The sequence below is a fragment of the Brevibacterium linens genome, assembly GCF_003999335.1.
GTDB classification, from domain to species: Bacteria; Actinomycetota; Actinomycetes; order Actinomycetales; family Brevibacteriaceae; genus Brevibacterium; species Brevibacterium linens.
In genome coordinates this window covers 356,608-373,429 of record NZ_CP026734.1, presented here as the reverse complement: position 1 = coordinate 373,429, position 16,822 = coordinate 356,608, and the positions used below count along the sequence as shown (strand labels likewise).

Annotated in this window: 15 protein-coding genes; 11 read left to right on the top strand and 4 right to left on the bottom strand. The window is 65.8% G+C overall.

Annotated features, from left to right (window positions below):
* Positions 1-1,335, bottom strand: coding sequence for a TrkH family potassium uptake protein (locus CXR29_RS01610; RefSeq protein WP_164742747.1), 1,335 nt, complete (start codon positions 1,333-1,335; stop codon positions 1-3).
* Positions 1,336-1,504: 169 nt separating this feature from the next.
* Here CXR29_RS01610 and CXR29_RS01605 point away from each other — a divergent pair, with 169 nt between their 5' ends.
* A complete protein-coding gene (locus CXR29_RS01605; RefSeq protein WP_127363691.1) occupies positions 1,505-2,959 on the top strand; it encodes an APC family permease in 1,455 nt (484 codons plus the stop codon).
* A 234-nt stretch (positions 2,960-3,193) separates the two neighbouring features.
* Here the strand turns inward: CXR29_RS01605 and CXR29_RS01600 are convergent, their stop codons facing one another.
* Positions 3,194-4,498 carry a glycine cleavage T C-terminal barrel domain-containing protein gene (locus CXR29_RS01600; RefSeq protein ID WP_241241540.1) on the bottom strand — a complete coding sequence of 435 codons (1,305 nt, stop codon included), beginning with the start codon at positions 4,496-4,498 and terminating at the stop codon, positions 3,194-3,196.
* A 144-nt stretch (positions 4,499-4,642) separates the two neighbouring features.
* Here CXR29_RS01600 and CXR29_RS01595 point away from each other — a divergent pair, with 144 nt between their 5' ends.
* Positions 4,643-5,503, top strand: coding sequence for a methylenetetrahydrofolate reductase (locus CXR29_RS01595; protein WP_127363689.1), 861 nt, complete (start codon positions 4,643-4,645; stop codon positions 5,501-5,503).
* 115 nt (positions 5,504-5,618) lie between these two features.
* Here CXR29_RS01595 and CXR29_RS01590 read toward each other — a convergent pair whose 3' ends face one another.
* Positions 5,619-6,368 carry an IclR family transcriptional regulator gene (locus CXR29_RS01590; RefSeq protein WP_101554830.1) on the bottom strand — a complete coding sequence of 250 codons (750 nt, stop codon included), beginning with the start codon at positions 6,366-6,368 and terminating at the stop codon, positions 5,619-5,621.
* A gap of 118 nt (positions 6,369-6,486) precedes the next feature.
* On the opposite strand from CXR29_RS01590, the gene CXR29_RS01585 reads away from it, so the two are divergent.
* The 7 genes from CXR29_RS01585 (at position 6,487) to CXR29_RS01555 (ending at position 14,329) form a co-directional block, all read left to right on the top strand.
* On the top strand, positions 6,487-7,263 hold the full coding sequence (locus CXR29_RS01585; RefSeq protein ID WP_127363688.1) for an IclR family transcriptional regulator: 777 nt from the start codon (positions 6,487-6,489) through the stop codon (positions 7,261-7,263).
* Positions 7,264-7,501: 238 nt separating this feature from the next.
* Complete coding sequence (locus CXR29_RS01580; RefSeq protein WP_127363687.1) at positions 7,502-10,015, top strand: GcvT family protein; 2,514 nt, start codon at positions 7,502-7,504, stop codon at positions 10,013-10,015.
* A 1-nt stretch (position 10,016) separates the two neighbouring features.
* Positions 10,017-10,829, top strand: coding sequence for an electron transfer flavoprotein subunit beta/FixA family protein (locus CXR29_RS01575; protein ID WP_127363686.1), 813 nt, complete (start codon positions 10,017-10,019; stop codon positions 10,827-10,829).
* Positions 10,826-11,830, top strand: a complete 1,005-nt coding sequence (locus CXR29_RS01570; protein ID WP_127363685.1) for an electron transfer flavoprotein subunit alpha/FixB family protein — start codon at positions 10,826-10,828, stop codon at positions 11,828-11,830. Before CXR29_RS01575 ends, CXR29_RS01570 begins: the two co-directional genes overlap by 4 nt.
* Before the next feature lie 137 nt (positions 11,831-11,967).
* Positions 11,968-12,363, top strand: coding sequence for an acyl-CoA thioesterase (locus tag CXR29_RS01565; protein ID WP_127363684.1), 396 nt, complete (start codon positions 11,968-11,970; stop codon positions 12,361-12,363).
* Between the two features lie 182 nt (positions 12,364-12,545).
* Positions 12,546-12,953, top strand: a complete 408-nt coding sequence (locus tag CXR29_RS01560) for a VOC family protein (protein WP_127363683.1) — start codon at positions 12,546-12,548, stop codon at positions 12,951-12,953.
* A gap of 308 nt (positions 12,954-13,261) precedes the next feature.
* The gene (locus CXR29_RS01555; protein ID WP_127363682.1) at positions 13,262-14,329 is read left to right on the top strand and encodes an IS110 family RNA-guided transposase; all 1,068 of its coding nucleotides are present in this window, start codon (positions 13,262-13,264) and stop codon (positions 14,327-14,329) included.
* 113 nt (positions 14,330-14,442) lie between these two features.
* Here CXR29_RS01555 and CXR29_RS01550 read toward each other — a convergent pair whose 3' ends face one another.
* On the bottom strand, positions 14,443-15,204 hold the full coding sequence (locus CXR29_RS01550) for a helix-turn-helix domain-containing protein (protein WP_127363681.1): 762 nt from the start codon (positions 15,202-15,204) through the stop codon (positions 14,443-14,445).
* A gap of 133 nt (positions 15,205-15,337) precedes the next feature.
* Between CXR29_RS01550 and CXR29_RS01545 the strand changes: the two genes are divergently transcribed.
* Both CXR29_RS01545 and CXR29_RS01540 read left to right on the top strand, forming a co-directional pair.
* A complete protein-coding gene (locus CXR29_RS01545; protein WP_164742745.1) occupies positions 15,338-16,015 on the top strand; it encodes an HAD domain-containing protein in 678 nt (225 codons plus the stop codon).
* A complete protein-coding gene (locus CXR29_RS01540) occupies positions 16,012-16,794 on the top strand; it encodes a glutamate racemase (protein ID WP_127363680.1) in 783 nt (260 codons plus the stop codon). The genes CXR29_RS01545 and CXR29_RS01540 overlap by 4 nt, the downstream gene beginning before the upstream one ends.
* Positions 16,795-16,822: the final 28 nt, after the last annotated feature.

The following is a 16,822-nucleotide window of genomic DNA, read 5'->3' as shown; positions in this document are numbered from 1 at the left end:
TCAGCCGATCAGCGGGCGTTCCTTCGGCAGTTCGTAGCGGATGGGGCGCTCGCGCAGCGCCAGCCCGGAGGCGACGGTCACCGGGCCGAGCCGGCCGAGCACCATGGTCAGGATGAGCACGATCTGGCTGGGGCCGGACAGGTCTGCGGTGATCCCGGTCGACAGTCCGACGGTGCCGAAGCCGGAGATGACCTCGAAGAGGACCCGGCTGAGGCCGAACCTCGGATCGACGAGCAGGATGACCATCGTCGCTGCGAGCACCCAGCCGAGCGCCAGGACGATGACTGTCGTCGCCTGTCGGTGCACGTCACGGGAGATGCGGCGACCGAAGAGGGTCACGGCGCGGCCGCCGCGGATCTCCGTCCATGTCGTGGCCGCGAGCACCGCCATCGTCGTGATCTTGACCCCGCCCGCGGTGCCGGCCGGGCCGCCGCCGATGAACATGAGGACGTCCACCCCGAACCACGACACCGTGTGCATCTGGCTGATGTCGATCGAGTTGAACCCGGCCGTGCGCGTGATCGTCGATTGGAACGCCGCGGCCTGGACCTTCCCCCAGACATCGAAGTGGCCCATCGTCGCTGCGTTGTTCCATTCGATCGCGGCGATGAAGACGGTTCCGCCGATGAGCAGAACCGGAGTGAGCACGACAATGATGCGCGTGGTCAGACCCCACTTCAGCGGGGTTCGGTACCGCCGGACGAGTTCGATGAGGACGGGATAGCCGAGCCCGCCGAGGATGACCGCCAGCCCGATCGGACCGCAGATGAACGGGTCGGCCACATAGTCGACGAGGTTGTCCTGACGCAGCCCGAATCCGGCGTTGTTGAACGCGGAGATCGCATGGAAGATCGCGTCCCAAAGTGCCGCCGTGACGGGTTCGTCGTAGTGGAAGAAGAACCGGCAGAACAGCACCGAGGCGACCACGAGCTCCGTCCCGACGGTCAGTGCCGTGATGCGCAGGACGAGCGGCTTGACGCCGCCGATCGCGTCGCTCTTCGTCTCCGAGGCCACGGACTGGCGCAGCCGCAGGCCGGCTTTTCCGGCCAGCAGCAGGGCGAGCAGTGCGGTGAGCAGGAGCACCCCGAGGCCGCCGGCCTGGACGAGGCAGACGATGACGATCTGACCGAAGAGCGTGAAATCCTGACCGGTGTCGAGGACGACGAGTCCGGTGACGCTGAGCGCCGAGGTGGCTGTGAAGAGCGCCTTGAGCAGTGAGATGCCGCCGTCGGCGACGGTGGCCGCCGGGGTCATGAGCAGAGTGGTTCCGGTGACCAGTGCTGCCGTGTAGCCCGCGATGACGCGGACGATCGCCGCGCGATGTGAGCTGTGCACCTGACGAAATGTAGCACCATCGCAACGGTTCAGCGTCCCGGGCAGACAACTCACCGGTAACGGTCAGAATCCTGCTACTCTGCCTTATCGGAGCTGCCGTGATTCGGCTCACGCCGGCGGCACGGCCCAGTATCTGTTCGTCCGTCCACACAGAAGTCTCGAGGTACCCATGAGTCAATCGCAGGCAGCACCAACGGATCGAGGCCACGGCTTCGTCAAAGCCCTCGGCTCGCTCGATGCGCTCTTCATCGGATTCGGCGCGATGATCGGTTTCGGCTGGGTCGTGCTCACCGGCGAATGGCTGTCCGGCGCCGGCACCTTGGGCGCCATCCTCGCCTTCGTCGTCGGCGGCATCATCATGTGTTTCGTCGGCACCGTGTACTCCGAACTCGTGGCCGCCATGCCGCACGCCGGCGGTGAGCACAACTACCTGATCCGGGCGATGGGACCGCAGGTGTCCCTCTTCGGTTCATGGGCGATCACCGGCGGCTACATCAGCGTCGTCATGTTCGAAGCCGTCGCCGTACCGAAGACCGCCCTCTACCTCTTCCCGAACCTCGAGTTCGTCAAACTGTGGACGATCGCCGACTTCGATGTGTACCTGACCTGGGCGCTCGTCGGCACTGTCACTGCGATCATCATCTCCTGGATCAACATCCGCGGCGTGAAGATCGCCTCCCTCGCCCAGACCTTCGTCGTCTCCTTCCTCATCATCGTCGCCCTCATGCTCCTGGCCGGTGGCTTCACCGGCGGCGAGGCCGCGAACACCCAACCGCTGTTCACCGGCGGCGGATCCGGCTTCATCGCCGTCGTCGCGGTCGTGCCGTTCCTCTTCGTCGGCTTCGATGTCATCCCGCAGTCGGCGGAGGAGATCAACCTGCCGCCGGCGAAGATCGGCAAGCTCGTCGTCGTCTCGGTGCTCATGGCGATCACCTTCTACGTCATCGTCATCGGGATGACGTCTCTGGCGGCGCCCGCCTCCGACCTGGCCACACATGACCTCGTCACTGCGGATGCGCTGGCGGCCATGTTCAATTCCGCCGTCTGGGGCAAGATCGTCATCGCCGGTGGCCTGGCAGGCATCATCACCTCGTGGAACGCGTTCCTCATGGGCTCGTCTCGCCTGATGTGGGCGATGGCCGTGGCCGGCATGATCCCGGCCTGGTTCGGCAAGCTCCACCCGCGCTACCGCACTCCGGTCAACGCGATCCTCTTCATCGGGGCATTGTCAGCCCTCGCGCCGTTCCTCGGCTCGGCGGCGCTGGGCTGGATCGTCGATGCGGGGTCGCCTGCGATCGTCATCGCCTACTTCCTCGTCAGCGTCGCCTTCCTGGTCCTGCGCAAGCGCGAACCGGCGATGGACCGACCGCTGCGCATCGGAGGCAAGGGCAACTCCGGTTTCGCCATCGGTGTCATCGCGGCCGTGCTCACGCTCGTCCTCTTCGTTCTCTACCTGCCGATCACCCCGGTCTCCGCGCAGCTCGCCTGGCAGTCGTGGGCGATGTTCGGCCTGTGGCTGCTCATCGGAATCGTCTTCATGTTCCGCCTGCCGCGCGGAGTCAAGGCCGGCCCGAACGCCGAGAACGAACTGCTCGCCAAGGTCAAGGCGCTGCGCGGGAAGTGATCGCGGGCGTCCGGCTGGCCCAGGCGCATCCGTCACCGCCAGTCGCACTTCGCACGATTGCGAGCACCCCTCACCGTCAGCAACAGATCACCCCTTTGCATCGGGGCGAGCCGTCACTGACGGTGAGGGGTGCTCTGCTGACTGCAGGAACAGCCGCTGCGGGTGAGGGATGCGAACGCGGCCGCCGGCTCGAAGCAACGGCGACCGCGCTCGGTCTCGGGAGCGGGAGTCGACTCAGACGGCGGCGTCGAGGCCGCGCATCTTCAGACGCTCACGCTGGTTGGGGTTGACGCTCGGGCGGAACGGCATCTCGACCACCTCGGCGCGAACCGGGACTCCGGGAGCATCGGCGAACGGCTCCGGCAGATGCACCCAGTACTCGGTGCCGAGCTCGGTTGCCGACACCGGAACGTGCGCCATGGCGATATTTGCTTCGAATTCCGGCGAATACCACGGCGAGGTCACATACCCGACGGCCTCGCCATCAGCCGCGGCGGAGACGAGCCAGAAGTCCGGCGCGTAGTCCGTGATCGGTTTGCCGCCGATCAGCAGACCCACCAGCTGTGTGCGATACGGCGGGGTACCGGCCTCGATGAGATCGCGCACCTCCTCGAGGCGGGCCTTGCCGATATAGTCGGCCTCCTTCTTCCGCGGCACCTGATAGGACAGGTTGACCTGGAATGGGAGTGTCTCGAAGTCCATGCCCTGTCCCCACGAGAGGATGCCCGCGGCGATCCTGCGGTGGTGGCTGGGGGCGACGACCTTGAGGTTGTACGGCGCGCCGGCGTCGAGGACGGCGTTCCACATATCCTCGGCGTACTTCGTCGCATCCTTCAGGTAGATCTCGTAGCCCTTCTCCCCGGTGAATCCGGTCTGGGAGATGATGACATCGCGGCCGCCGACCTGGGCTTCCATGAGTCCGTAGCTCGGCAGCGTGCGACCCTCCTCCCCGACGAGGTCGGCGATGACGTCGACGGATTTCGGGCCCTGGACCTGCACGGGTGCGACGTCGATCTCAGCGATCGTGACGTCGAACCGGCCGCCGACGTTGACCCCCTGCAGCCAGAGCATGAGGTCGGTGTCGGAGAGGCTGAACCAGAACTCGTCGATGCCGACGCGCAGCAGGATCGGATCGTTGAGGATGCCGCCGGCTTCGTTGCACAGGATGACGTAGCGGGCACGCATCACCGGGATCTTCGTCGCGTCACGGGTGATGACGAAGTTGACGAACGCCTCGGCGTCGGGACCCTTGACCTGGATCTGCCGTTCGACGGCGACGTTCCACAGGGTCACATCGTTGACGAGGGACTGATACTCGGCCATCATCCCGCCCTCATCGCGGGTGATGTAGCCGCGCGGGTGGTACATCCGGTTGTAGATCGACGCCCGCCAGCATCCCTGCTGCATGGACAGTTCCCAGTAAGGGGACTTGCGGACACGGGTGTCGATGAGCATTTCGACCGGGGTCGGGCCGGACTGACGTAGGTTGATCGGGACTTGCCTGTCACTTTGGTCCACTGTGGGGACGTTGTTGTCCATGATGTTCCCCCTGCTCGCACAGTTTTATATTATGGAACTCAATTCCCATATCATGGGTACAATGAGTGTAGGATCGAAGGCACCGGGACGCAAGGGACTCGCACTTGCGAGTTTCATGAATCGACCTCCGAGAAGGAGACGAGGATGTCACAGTCAACGCTGCGCACGCTGTTGAGCACCGCCCGCTACGAAGTACTGCCCACGGCCGGCATCGTCGATCGCATCGAAGAGTACGTGGCACCGGGCCGCGAGATCACCGTGACCGCATCGACGGGGCTGACGCTTGAGGCGACGCTGTCCACGGCCGAACAGCTCCAGGCTTTGGGCTTCCGCGCCGTGCCCCACCTGGCCGCACGGATGATCCACGGCAGACCCGAGCTCACGGAGATCGTCGATCGCCTCGCCGAGGCGGCTGTGGACCGGATCTTCGTCCCCGCGGGGGACGCCACTCCCCCGGCCGGCGGGTACGTCGGAGCCCACGACCTCCTCGTCGATCTCTCTTCCATGGCCGCCCCGTTCCGCCATATCGGCGTCAGCGCCTATCCGGAATCGCACCCGATCATCCCCGATGATGTGACCGTCCAGGCGATGTGGGACAAACGCGACTACGCCACGCACCTGGTGTCGAATCTGTGCTTCGATCCGGCTCTCGTCGCCGCGTGGGTGGCCCGGGTGCGCTCGCGCAGCATCGAGCTGCCGCTGGTCCTCGGCATCGCCGGGAAGGTAGAGCTGGCGAAGCTCGCCCGCGTCGCGACGAAGATCGGGGTGGGCGAGTCCACGCGATTCCTGCGCAAGAACACGGCGACGTTCACGCGGATGGCCAAGCCAGGCGGCTACAACCCGCGGAAGTTCCTCGACAAGATCGGCCCGGTGCTCGACGACCCGGACATGGGCATCGCCGGCCTGCACATCTATACGTTCAATCAGATCAAGGACACCGAGGTCTGGCGCCGCAAGCAGCTCGCGGCCCTCGGCGGCGCCGAAGAGGTCTCGACGGCGTGGTGAGCAGCCACCGTAGACAGATAATAGGTCGCAATCGGACACGGCCACACGAATCCAGGTCACCATCGGATACTTTCAGCGCCGAAAAGTATCCGAAAGTGACCTATTTTCGCTCTATCTACCTGTGGGTGACCTTGCGCTTGAGGGTGCGCGAGAGCAGTCCCGCCTCGTCGACGAGCATTGCGCCGAGGCGGTCGTGGTGGTCGGCGATGCGCATCGTCGGTCCGGAGATGCCCACGGCGGCGACGACGTCTCCGTCGATGCCGAACACCGGTGCCGCCAGAGCGTCGAGGCCGATCTCGAATTCTTCGTGGACGATGGCGAATCCGCGTTCGCGCACCGTGTCGAGATCGTCGGTGAGCTCCTTGCGTGAGCCCAGGGTCTTCTCGGTGCGCCGTTCGAGCCGACCTGTCGGCAGCGGGATGACGTCGTAGGCGAACATGACCTTGCCCAGAGCCGAGCAGTGCGGCGGCACCTCGACGTCGGCCCAGTTCGTGGCCCCGAGGACGAAGGTCGAGTCGACCTGTGCGACCTGGACGACTCCCTTGGGGCCCGGCATGGCGAGGTTGACGGTCTCCCCGGTCTCTTCGCTGAGGCGCTGCAGGGTCGGATCGGCCGCGGAGACCAGGTTCTCCACCCGGTCAAAGCGGGAGGCATAGGTCGCGAACAGCGATCCGCCGCGATAGAGGCCCTCACCGTCGCGTTCGACGAGACCGTTGCGCTCGAGTGCGGAGAGCAGGCGTGAGACCGTCGACCGAGCCAATTCGGTCTCGTCGACCACCTCGGTGTAGGAGATCGGTTCGTCGGATCTGACGACCAACGACAGGATCTCTGCCGCCCGGTCGATCGACTGGGTCCCATTGCTCATCGTGCTCAGCTCCGTCGGGGAAAGGGGGTCGGCGGAATCGAGGCCCACCGACCGCACTCACCCTACCCCACGCCCTGAGACTCTGGCCGGGTTGCGCGTCGTGAGTTACAGTTTCGAAATGAGCAACAGCGAAGCGGGCTCGGGAGGCGTCCAATCCGTGGATCGGGCCGTGACGATCCTCGAGATCATCGCCCGCACCGGGCTCGCCGGGATCACCGAGATCGCCGGTGAGCTCGGGGTGCACAAATCGACGGCGTCGCGCATCGTCTCCACCCTGGAGGCCCGCGGACTCGTCGAAAAGGATCACCACCGCGGCCGATACCGCTTGGGCCTGTCCATCCTCCGTCTGGCCGGGGCGACGACCGCGCGCCTCGACATCGCTCAGGAGGCCCGCCCGATCACCAAGATGCTCGCCGAGGCGACCGGTGAGACGATCAATGTCGCCGTCCTCTCCGACGGCGCAGCCCTCTACCTCGACCAGGCCTCGTCGACGTCGTCGGTGCAGAGCCACAACTGGGTCGGTCAGCGCATTCCGCTGCACGCAACCTCCAACGGCAAGGTCCTGCTCTCGGGCCTGAGCGAGGACGGCATCCGCGAGACCCTGGGGGCGAAGCTGACCCGCTACACCCCGCACACGGTGACCTCGGTTCCCCAGCTGCTCACCCAGATCGCCGAGGTGGCCGCCACCGGATCCTCGCTCGTCATCGATGAGCTCGAGGTCGGGCTGACCGCGGTATCCGCTCCCGTGCGCAACGCCCACGGGGACGTCATCGCCTCGATCTCGGCATCGGGACCGAGCTTCCGCTTCACCACGGAGAAGGTCGCCTCGGCCAGAGACCTGCTCGCTCAGGCCGCCACCGACATCTCCGCCCGCCTCGGGTGGCGCGAACACTGATTCACAACGCTGAACCACGCGAGCTCGGCACGGACGCGCTGACGGCAGCCTCGCCGGTCACCCCTGAAGCCGCTCTCAACACGCTCGCTCGACCCGACGAAGACGGCACAGACAACCTCTTGACACTCCCGCCTCGGCGGAGGACGATCATCGTACGCAGTTCCACATAGCGCGCATCGTTGCATAATTCGCAACTATGCCGGTGAAGGCGACGAAGCCTTCAGAGAGGAGCCTGCTCATGGCTTCCGTCCCCGCCCAGGCCAGCGTCGTCGTTGTCGGAGCCGGCATCGTCGGCAACAGTCTCGTCCACCATCTCGCCGAACTCGGGTGGACCGATATCGTCCAGGTCGACAAGGGCCCGCTGCCGAACCCGGGCGGCTCGACCGGACACGCCTCGAACTTCATCTTCCCCGTCGATCACTCGCGTGAGATCACCGACCTCACCCTCGACAGCATGCGCCAGTACAAAGAGCTCGGCGTCTTCACCGAGTCCGGCGGCTTCGAGGTCGCCCGCACCGAGGAGCGCATGGAAGAGCTGCGGCGGCGCATGGCCTCGGCACGGGCCTGGGGCATCGAATCCTCCCTCGTCACCCCCGCCGAGGTCGCCGAGAAGGTGCCGTTCCTCGATCCCGATGTCATCCTCGGCGCGTTCTGGACTCCGACCGTCGGCGTCGTCGATTCGGTGCGGGCGGGCACGATGATGCGCGAATCCGCCGAATCGACAGGTGCGCTCACGGTCTCGCCCAACACCGAGGTGACCGGCATCGATGTCGACGTCGGGCAGATCACGGCCGTGCACACGACGAAGGGTGAGATCGCAACGCACCGCATCCTCGTCGCCTGCGGTGTGTGGTCTCCGCGCATCGCGGCCATGGCCGGTGCCGCGATCCCGCTGACTCCGGCCGTCCACCAGATGATCAGCGTCGGACCCGTCCCGCAGCTGGCCGAACGTCCCGGTGAGATCTCGTTTCCGATCGTGCGGGACATGGATACCTTCTGCTACGAGCGCCAACACGGCTCCGATATGGAGATCGGCTCCTATGCCCACCGGCCGATCCTCCACGACCCGGATGAGATCCCCTCGATCGAGGCGGCGAAGCTCTCCCCCACGGAGATGCCGTTCACGGACGAGGATTTCGATCCGCAGCTCGAACAGGCCGTCGAACTCATGCCCGAAGTGCTGTCGAATCCGGACGTCGAAATCCGCTATGCCATCAACGGTCTGCTCTCGCTGACCCCGGACGGGGGACCCATCCTCGGCGAATCACCCCAGGTCAAAGGCCTGTGGTCGGCGGCGGCCGTGTGGGTGAAGGAAGGGTCGGGCGTCGGTCGGGCCGTAGCCGAATGGATGACGAACGGCCTGCCCGAGATCGACGTGCAAGGTGCCGACATCGCACGCTTCCACTCTCACCAGCGCACCCGCGCCCACGTGACGGCGCGCACCTCGGAGGCCTTCAACAAGACCTATGGGATCGTCCATCCCGGCGAGCAGTGGAGTTCCGATCGCGACGTCCGCCGTTCACCGATGTGGCAGCGCGAGGTCGAGCTCGGGGCGGTGTTCTTCGAAGCCGGCGGGTGGGAGCGACCGCAGTGGTTCGAGTCGAATGCCGGACTGCTCGACGAGTTCGGCGACGCGGTGATGGATCGCAGCGCCGAATGGGATTCCCGTTGGTGGTCGCCGATCATCAATGCCGAGCACCTGGCGATGCGCAGGCGCGCCGGACTCGTCGACCTCTCGAGCTTCGTCATCTTCGACGTGTTCGGCCCCGCCGCCCTCGACGCGGTCCAGCACATCGCCCTGGCGCAGATGGATGTGGCCGTCGGTCGGGTCGTCTACACCCCGATCCTCGATGAGAACGGCGGGTTCCGTTCCGACCTGACCATCATGCGACTGGCACACGACCGCTTCCGCGTCGTCACGGGCGCCGCCCACGGAATGGTCGATCTCAAATGGTTCGCCGATCGCCTGCCCGATACGGGCGCGCAGATCGCCGATCTCACGAGTTCGTGGACGACGATCGGGCTGTGGGGACCGCGAGCCCGCGACATCCTCGGCGAGCTCACCAGCGCCGATGTCTCCCATGAGGGGTTCGGGTTCGGCACCGCCCGGGTCATCGAGATCGGTTCGCTCGAGGTGCTCGCCTCCCGCATCTCCTATGTCGGCGACCTCGGCTGGGAGCTCTACGTGCCGATGGAATCGGGGCTGACGCTCTGGGATGCGCTCATGGACGTCGGCCGAGGTCACGGACTCCTCCCCGTCGGTCTCGGCGTCTACGGCACCACTGGTCGGATCGAAAAGGGCTACCGCGCGTTCGGGGCCGAGCTCGATTCCGAGCGCAGCGTCGTCGAGGTCGGGATGAGCAGACCGAAGGTGAAGTCCCAGGATTTCGTCGGCAGGGCCGCACACCTGCGCCACCGCGAGGAGGAGCCGAAGACGGTCCTGTGCTCACTCACCGTCGATGACCACACGAGCGCCAGCGGTCAGATGCGGTACATGCTCGGCGGGGAACCCATCGTCTCTGCCGACGGCGATCCGCTGATCGACGGGCACGGCCGGACCTCCTATGTCACCTCGGCGGGGTCGGCTCCCAGCCTGGGCAGACACGTGCTCATGGCGTTCCTCCCACCCGCCGAGGCGGTGCTGGGCAACCGTCTGCAGGTCGTGTACATGGAGGAGTTCTATCCCGTCACGGTGGCATCGGTCGATTCGACGCCGCTGTTCGACCCCGACAACGAGTGCATCAGGAGATGAGATGAACATCCTCGTGTGCATCAAACGCGTCCCCGATATCGCCGGCTCCGTCACCGTCGATGCCACCGGCACCGGGATCGACGACTCCGGGCTCGGCCACACCATGTCCTCGCATGAGGAATGCGCCGTCGAGCTCGCGATCCAGACCGCGGCCGCGACCGGTGGGACGGTCACGGTGCTCACGGTCGGTCCCGCCGAGGCGGTCGAACAGCTGCGAGCGGCCGTGGCCGTGGGTGCGAACGACGGCATCCTCATCGAGGCGGCCGACCCGTCCGTGTTCGCACCCGAGGACATCGCGCAGATCATCGGCGATGTCATCCGCGATCGCGCCGAGGCGGGACAGACCTTCGATCTCGTCCTCACCGGCGACGATGCCGCCGACACCGGCGATTTCCAGGTCGGGATCCGCCTGGCCTACGACCTCGAGTACCCGGTGCTGACGAACATCCAGACGATCAGTGTCGGTGGGACGGATGAGGGCGGCGGGCCCGGCGGCGACCCCGGCTCCGGTCGCATCGAGGCGCGCGGGATCGGGCCGGCGGGAACGGAGATCTTCTCACTCGACCTGCCCGCCGTCGTCGCCGTCCACGAGGGCGGGGTCGACCCGCGCTACCCCTCGATCACCGGGCGGATGAAGGCGAAGAAGGCGCAAGTCGTCGAATACGACGCCCCCGAACCCGGGACGGGCAGCCTCCGCGTCCGACTCGAACTGCCCGAGGTGAAGGCGAGTTCGGTGACCATCCTCGGCGAGGGCCCCGAAGCGGCTCCCGCCCTGGTCGATGTACTCGAGGAGATCGGAGTGATCCGGCCATGACCATGGTTTTCGTCGAAACGGACCCGGCAGGCGAGGTCACACTCACCTCCGCCGAAGCCATCACCTTCGCCCGCAAAACCCCCCAATTGCTACCTGACGGGGGCGCAGCAACCTCGCGCGAGGTATCTGGGCCGCCGTCAGGTAGTCCTGAGGGGGTGGTGATCGGCCCGCTCAGTGATGCCGCCATCGAGGCGCTGGGGCGGCTCGGGGTCGGTGTCATCCATCATCTCGAGCATCCGGATCTTGCGGAGTATTCGGCGGCGGCCTGGGCGCAGGCGATCGTCGACGTCACTCCGGAGTCCGGAACGCTGCTCGCATCGGGCACCCCGCGTGGCATGGAGCTCATGGCCCACGCCGCTGTCCGCACCGGCGCCCGCATGGCTGCCAATGTCATGGCCGCCGACGAGGATGGTCTGCTGCGTCAGGTCCACGGCGGCACCGCCTTCGAACGCCTCCGCCTCGACGGGGATCTGCAGGTGCTCACGATCGCCGGCCACGCCTGCACTCCCGAAGAGACGACCCCGATCACCCCGGAGATCATCGCCTACGACCTCACCGTCGCCGAGGCGGACCTGGCCACCCGTGTCCAGCGCACCGAGGCAGAGGCCGCCGATGATGCATCCGGGCTGACCTCGGCCAGGGCCGTGGTCGGGGCAGGTCGCGGAGTCGGATCGGAGAACGGGTTCGCCGAAGTCCTCGAACTCGTCGACCACCTCGGCGGGGCCTTGGGCGTCTCCCGCGTGGTCACGGGCCTGGGCTGGCGCCCGCACGCCGAACAGGTCGGTCAGACCGGCAGTCGCATCTCCCCCGACGTCTACATCGCCTGCGGGATCTCCGGTGCGATCCAGCACATGGCCGGGATCGAAGGCGCGAAGACACTCGTGGCCATCAACACCGATGAGGAAGCGACGATGGTCCAGCGGGCCGACTACGCGATCATCGGCGACCTCCACGACGTGGTCGGAGCCGTCAACGAGGAGATCGTCCGCCGTCGCGGCTGAGCGCAGTTGGGCCCGGGCTCCGCCAAGGCCACTTCGGAGAGTACCAAAGCACTGAGAATTTCCGTTGGCGCGGGCCACCTGATTAACTATGGAACGATCGTTCAGACCTCGTTCCCAATCAGCTCCCGGAGGCAGTCATGGCCACTTTCGAACTCTCACCCGAAGTGCGCTGGTCGGATCAGGACCTGCTCGGCCACGTCAACAACGCACGGATGATTACCCTCATCGAGGAATGCCGCGTGCGCTGGATGCACGAGATCCGGGCCGGACACATCACCGGAGGCGGACTGCTCGTGGCCCGCCAGACCATCGACTACCTCGTGCCCGTCATGTACGGCCCCGAACTGAAGATGACCGTGACGGTGAAGAAGCTCGGCAACTCCTCATTCACCATCAACACCCGAGGTGACCAGGACGGACAGCAGGTCTTCGACCACGACTGCGTGCTCGTCCACATCGATCGGGACTCGCAGAAGCCCACCCCGCTGACGCCCGAGCTGCGCGCAGTCTTCGAACCCTACCTGCAGGACTGAGGCGCAACCCGCTCGCTTAGGTGGGAGAAATAGTCACGAGAATCGGCTCCGGGCGTGACCATTCAGCCCACCCAGTATGAGCCTATCGCCCGCCCGACAGCAGCGGGCACCTCCCGGGGGGACGCGCGATCATGGCCGATTCGTTCAAGCCGTCACCGCACCCATCCGCATAGTCTGAAGTCATGAAACTCGACGCGATCTCGATCATCACCGCAGACATGCCCGCCGCCATCACCTTCTACTCCGCTCTCGGTCTCGAACTCGCCGACGGCGGCCCGGACGCCCCACACACCGAGTTCTCCTCCGGGTCCCTGCGGGTCCTGCTCGACACCGAGGCGGTCATGCTCGGCATCGACCCCGAATGGACCCGGCCGACGGGCGGACACACGATGTCCTTGGCCTTCGACTGCTCCACCGCCGAGGCGGTCGATGCGACATTCGCCCGGCTCACCGGCCGTGGCGCTGAGAACTCCGCCCCCGTGGCCCGAGTCGTCCACGAACCCTGGGACGCATTCTGGGGGCAGCGCTACGCCGTGGTCTCCGATCCCGACGGCAACAAGGTCGACCTCTTCGCCACCCTCAACTCCTAATTGCTACTGTGAGTATTGATAGTGGCTGGTCTGGGACTGGCTGGCAGAGTAGGAACTGACCGTCTCATCGATCATCATGACTCTAATTGCTATTGACTCCAACGATGTCCTCGTCGGGATTTGTCTGATGATTGGTGGGCGGTCGGCACCGGCTCGGCCCACATCGATAACTTGATCAGAAGGTTGTCCGTTCCTGACCGAACGTGACTCATCACAGTAGTGTTTCGACGTGACTATCTCCCGGACCGGAGCCGACCGTTCGACGGTCGGACCTCATCCGTTCCGACACAGGAGAAGCACGAACCGTCATGACTATCATCTCGCATTTATACGCGTTTGTCGTTGGCGTCGACACCCACGCGAAGAACCACGTCTACAGTGTGCTCACCAAGTCTGGTGAGCACGTCGATACTGCCACGTTCCCGACGACCAAAGCCGGCATCAAACGAGCCCTGACGTGGGCCGGGCGTCGTACCGGCGGGGACCTTGAGACCCTGTGGGTGATCGAGGGTATCGGCACGTACGGAGCGATCCTGGCCGATCATGTCGCCGAGGCAGGCTATACGGTCGCCGAGGCCGCGAGCATGAATGCTCGCGACCGGCATGCCACGGGCAAGGACGACCGGATCGATGCCCGACGGATCGCTGGCGCGGTCCTGTCGATGGATGAGTCGCGGCTGCGGTTTCCCCGGCAGGCTGATGGGCCGCGTCAGGGACTGCGGATCTTGGTCAAGGCGCGGGAGTCCATGACTCGGGAGAAGACCCGGACGATCAATGCGCTCACTGCGCTGTTGCGTGGTCAGGACCTCGGTGTCGATGCGCGTCGGAAATTGTCGATGGTCACGATCCAGACGGTGGCGAAGTGGCGGATCAGGGACGAGTCTGTGGCACTGACCGAGGCTCGTCGGGAAGCCATCCGGTTAGCCAAACGTGTCGTCGAGCTCGATGCCGAAATCAAGGACTACGCCGCCCGGATCGAGGCCTTGGTCAAGGCCAGTCCGGGGGCGGTGTTGTTGGCTGAGCCGGGGATTGGTCCGATCACTGCGGCTGTGTTCTACCTGGCGTGGTCGCATCATGGGCGGGTGCGTTCCGAGGCGGCGTTCGCGAAGTTGGCGGGGGTCTGTCCGATCCCGGCGTCGTCGGGGAATGTGGTGAGGTTCCGGCTGAATCGCAGTGGTGATCGTCGGTTGAATTCTGCGTTGTACATGGTGGCAGTCACGCGGCTTTCTCACCATAAGAAGTCCCAGGCGTACATGGCTAGACGGCTGAGTGAGGGGAAGACGAAGAAGGAGACGATCCGGTGTATGAAGCGTGCCTTGGCCCGCTCGGTGTATCGGATTCTCGAGGCCACGAACCCGATCGGTCAAGCCGCTTGACAGACATAGAAGGATCCTGACGGGGGCCCAGCAACCTCGCGCGAGGTTGCTGGGCCCCCGTCAGGTAGTAAATGGGTGGGCGGACTGGTGGGACGAACGCCTAGAGCGCACCCTCATCCGATGAGCGAGCGCTCGTCTCTTCGCAGGTGAGCGGCATCGGCGTACCCGACTTCGGCCGCGGCCGCCGTGCGCGACCGGCCCGCATCAATGAGGTCTCGTGCGGCCTGCCAGCGCAGGATCTTCGCCAGATGCTTGGGCCCGTAGCCGAACCATTCCGCGCTCAGCCGGCGCAGCTGCCGCGGTGAATACGCGAACTGTGCGGCCGCCTCGGTGACGGTCTGGGCCGGCGAATTCGAGCGCACATCCAAGGCCCGGGCCAAGGCCATCGGACGCGGATCCAGCATGGCTCGGTCCGTCAGACCGCCGGCCGTATCAAGCAGCACCCGGGCAACTCCCATCACCGCAGCGGGCCCGCCCTCACCGACTTTCCCGCCACTGGCATGGCTGCCGCCGATGACAGCGTCGAGGGGCGTCACCCGATCGGCAAGCTCCCCCGCCGAGGTGGTCAACAGCTGCGCAAGCACGCCGGAGTCGAAGCGCAGGCCCACCGTCGGTGCGACCGAACCGTGGAACATCCGTGCCGTGGAATCGGCGCCGGCGATGAGTACCTGAGAATCGATGACGATGAGATCCATGCATCCGTCGGGGACGATGAGCGAGGGAGCCGCGGCAGGTGCGACAGTCGGCCCGGAAGCCAGACCGGCGGCATTGTTCCCACGATCAGGGTCTGCCGCCTCGGTGAGGGAATCGGCCTTGTCGGGAACGGAGACCCACAGGCTCGCCCGCAGACGTGGGATCCGGGTTTCGCGGTACACGGACTCGGCCTCCTGACGCTCTCGGCGGTAAACTCGTCTGTGTTCATCTGGTGCGAGCGGCGCGATCTGCCCCCAGAATAACGCGCGAATGGCCCGATAGAGGGTCGAACGCCCAAGCTCACGGGAAGGAATGATGGCTGCAGCATCCTCGGCGCCGGTATCGGCGCGCAGGCAGGCTCGCCATGTCACTGTCTTCCTCGATGTCGATGGCGTCCTCAATTCCTACCCTGTGCCAAAGCTGCGCGGCATGGCCGAGGGGCGGAAGAAGCTGCACGCGTGGCACTACGAACTCCATTACCGGCCGTCCGTCGTCGAATTCTTCGACCGCATCGTCGAGACCCACGAGGTCGATGTCGTCTGGCTGTCGACCTGGTCGCAGCGGTGCAAGTCCGAACTCGAACCGAAGTTCGGTCTGCGCAATTCCTTCGACGTCATCGAAATGCCCGATAAGACCCACAATCGCTTCGCTCACGATCTGCAGCAGTGGTGGAAAGCTCGTGCCATGGAGGACTGGCTGGCCACGCACGAACACGGGCGCGCGATCTGGATCGATGACGACCTGGCGTGGCCTGCCACCCGCAAGTACTTCCTCGAGAACTACTCGTCCAACCGCCTCAAACTCATCGCCCCGGACTTCTCCCACGGCCTGACGAAGGCCCATCTCAAGGAGATCCGGGAGTTCGCCTACCCGAGGACTGGCGTTCCGAAGACCGGCGACACCAAGCCCGGCGGCCCGAACGCCGGCGATTCGAAGACCAGAGAAGCCAAGACCGACGTTCCGACGACATCCGACCTGAAGGGGACTTCATGACGCGCATCGGCCTGCTCGATTCCGGACTCGGACTCCTCGGCACCGCCGACGCACTGTTCAACCTCGCTCCCGACGCAGATCTCGTCCTCGCGATGGACCCGGACTTCACCCCCTACGGCAGCCTGAGCACCGACACCCTCGAACAGCGGGCCCTGCAGTCGGCCGGGGTGCTCGCCGAATGGGAACCCGACGCCATCGTCATCGCCTGCAACACCGCCTCGGTGCAGGCCCTCGAGGCCGTCCGCGCCCGCCACGAACCGGCCATCCCCGTCATCGGCACCGTGCCGGCGGTGAAGATGGCCGCCGGCACCGGGCAGGACTTCGCGATCTGGGCGACCCCAGCAACCACGGGCAGCGAGTATCAGCAGAACCTCATCGACTCCTTCGCCGCCGACCTGCACGTGGCCAAGGTCGCCTGCCCCGGCTTGGCCGAGGCGATCAACGCCGCCGACCTGAACAAGATCGACACCGCCATCGAGGATGCCTTCACCCAGATGGGACCCGGAATGGAGACCGTGGTGCTCGGCTGCACCCACTACGGACTCGTCGCCGACCGGATCATGGCCGCCCGAGCCGGAGCCCTCACCGTCTTCGACTCCCCCATGCCGGTGGCCAAACAGACCCTGCGCCGCATCGGCCTCGAACCTGCCGGAGTCGGCGAGGAGCGTTCGGACACCGGACACGTGCTCGCGACCTTCGCCTCCGGCCGACGCGTCAGCCTCCCCCAGGCGCTGGAGGCCTACCCGGCCGGCAAACGACTGCTCGCCCGCGAGGCCTGAGCACCCCGCCTCCGCGTTCCCTCCGAGC

Bases quoted from the DNA above. Each gene is read 5' to 3' on its own strand.
- CXR29_RS01605 (WP_127363691.1), top strand. From the start codon at position 1,505: ATGAGTCAATCGCAGGCAGCACCAACGGATCGAGGCCACGGCTTCGTC.
- CXR29_RS01570 (WP_127363685.1), top strand. From the start codon at position 10,826: ATGACCATGGTTTTCGTCGAAACGGACCCGGCAGGCGAGGTCACACTC.
- CXR29_RS01540 (WP_127363680.1), top strand. From the start codon at position 16,012: ATGACGCGCATCGGCCTGCTCGATTCCGGACTCGGACTCCTCGGCACC.
- CXR29_RS01590 (WP_101554830.1), bottom strand. From the start codon at position 6,368: ATGAGCAATGGGACCCAGTCGATCGACCGGGCGGCAGAGATCCTGTCG.
- CXR29_RS01585 (WP_127363688.1), top strand. From the start codon at position 6,487: ATGAGCAACAGCGAAGCGGGCTCGGGAGGCGTCCAATCCGTGGATCGG.
- CXR29_RS01580 (WP_127363687.1), top strand. From the start codon at position 7,502: ATGGCTTCCGTCCCCGCCCAGGCCAGCGTCGTCGTTGTCGGAGCCGGC.
- CXR29_RS01595 (WP_127363689.1), top strand. From the start codon at position 4,643: ATGTCACAGTCAACGCTGCGCACGCTGTTGAGCACCGCCCGCTACGAA.
- CXR29_RS01545 (WP_164742745.1), top strand. From the start codon at position 15,338: ATGGCTGCAGCATCCTCGGCGCCGGTATCGGCGCGCAGGCAGGCTCGC.
- CXR29_RS01575 (WP_127363686.1), top strand. From the start codon at position 10,017: ATGAACATCCTCGTGTGCATCAAACGCGTCCCCGATATCGCCGGCTCC.
- CXR29_RS01555 (WP_127363682.1), top strand. From the start codon at position 13,262: ATGACTATCATCTCGCATTTATACGCGTTTGTCGTTGGCGTCGACACC.
- CXR29_RS01565 (WP_127363684.1), top strand. From the start codon at position 11,968: ATGGCCACTTTCGAACTCTCACCCGAAGTGCGCTGGTCGGATCAGGAC.
- CXR29_RS01600 (WP_241241540.1), bottom strand. From the start codon at position 4,498: ATGGACAACAACGTCCCCACAGTGGACCAAAGTGACAGGCAAGTCCCG.
- CXR29_RS01560 (WP_127363683.1), top strand. From the start codon at position 12,546: ATGAAACTCGACGCGATCTCGATCATCACCGCAGACATGCCCGCCGCC.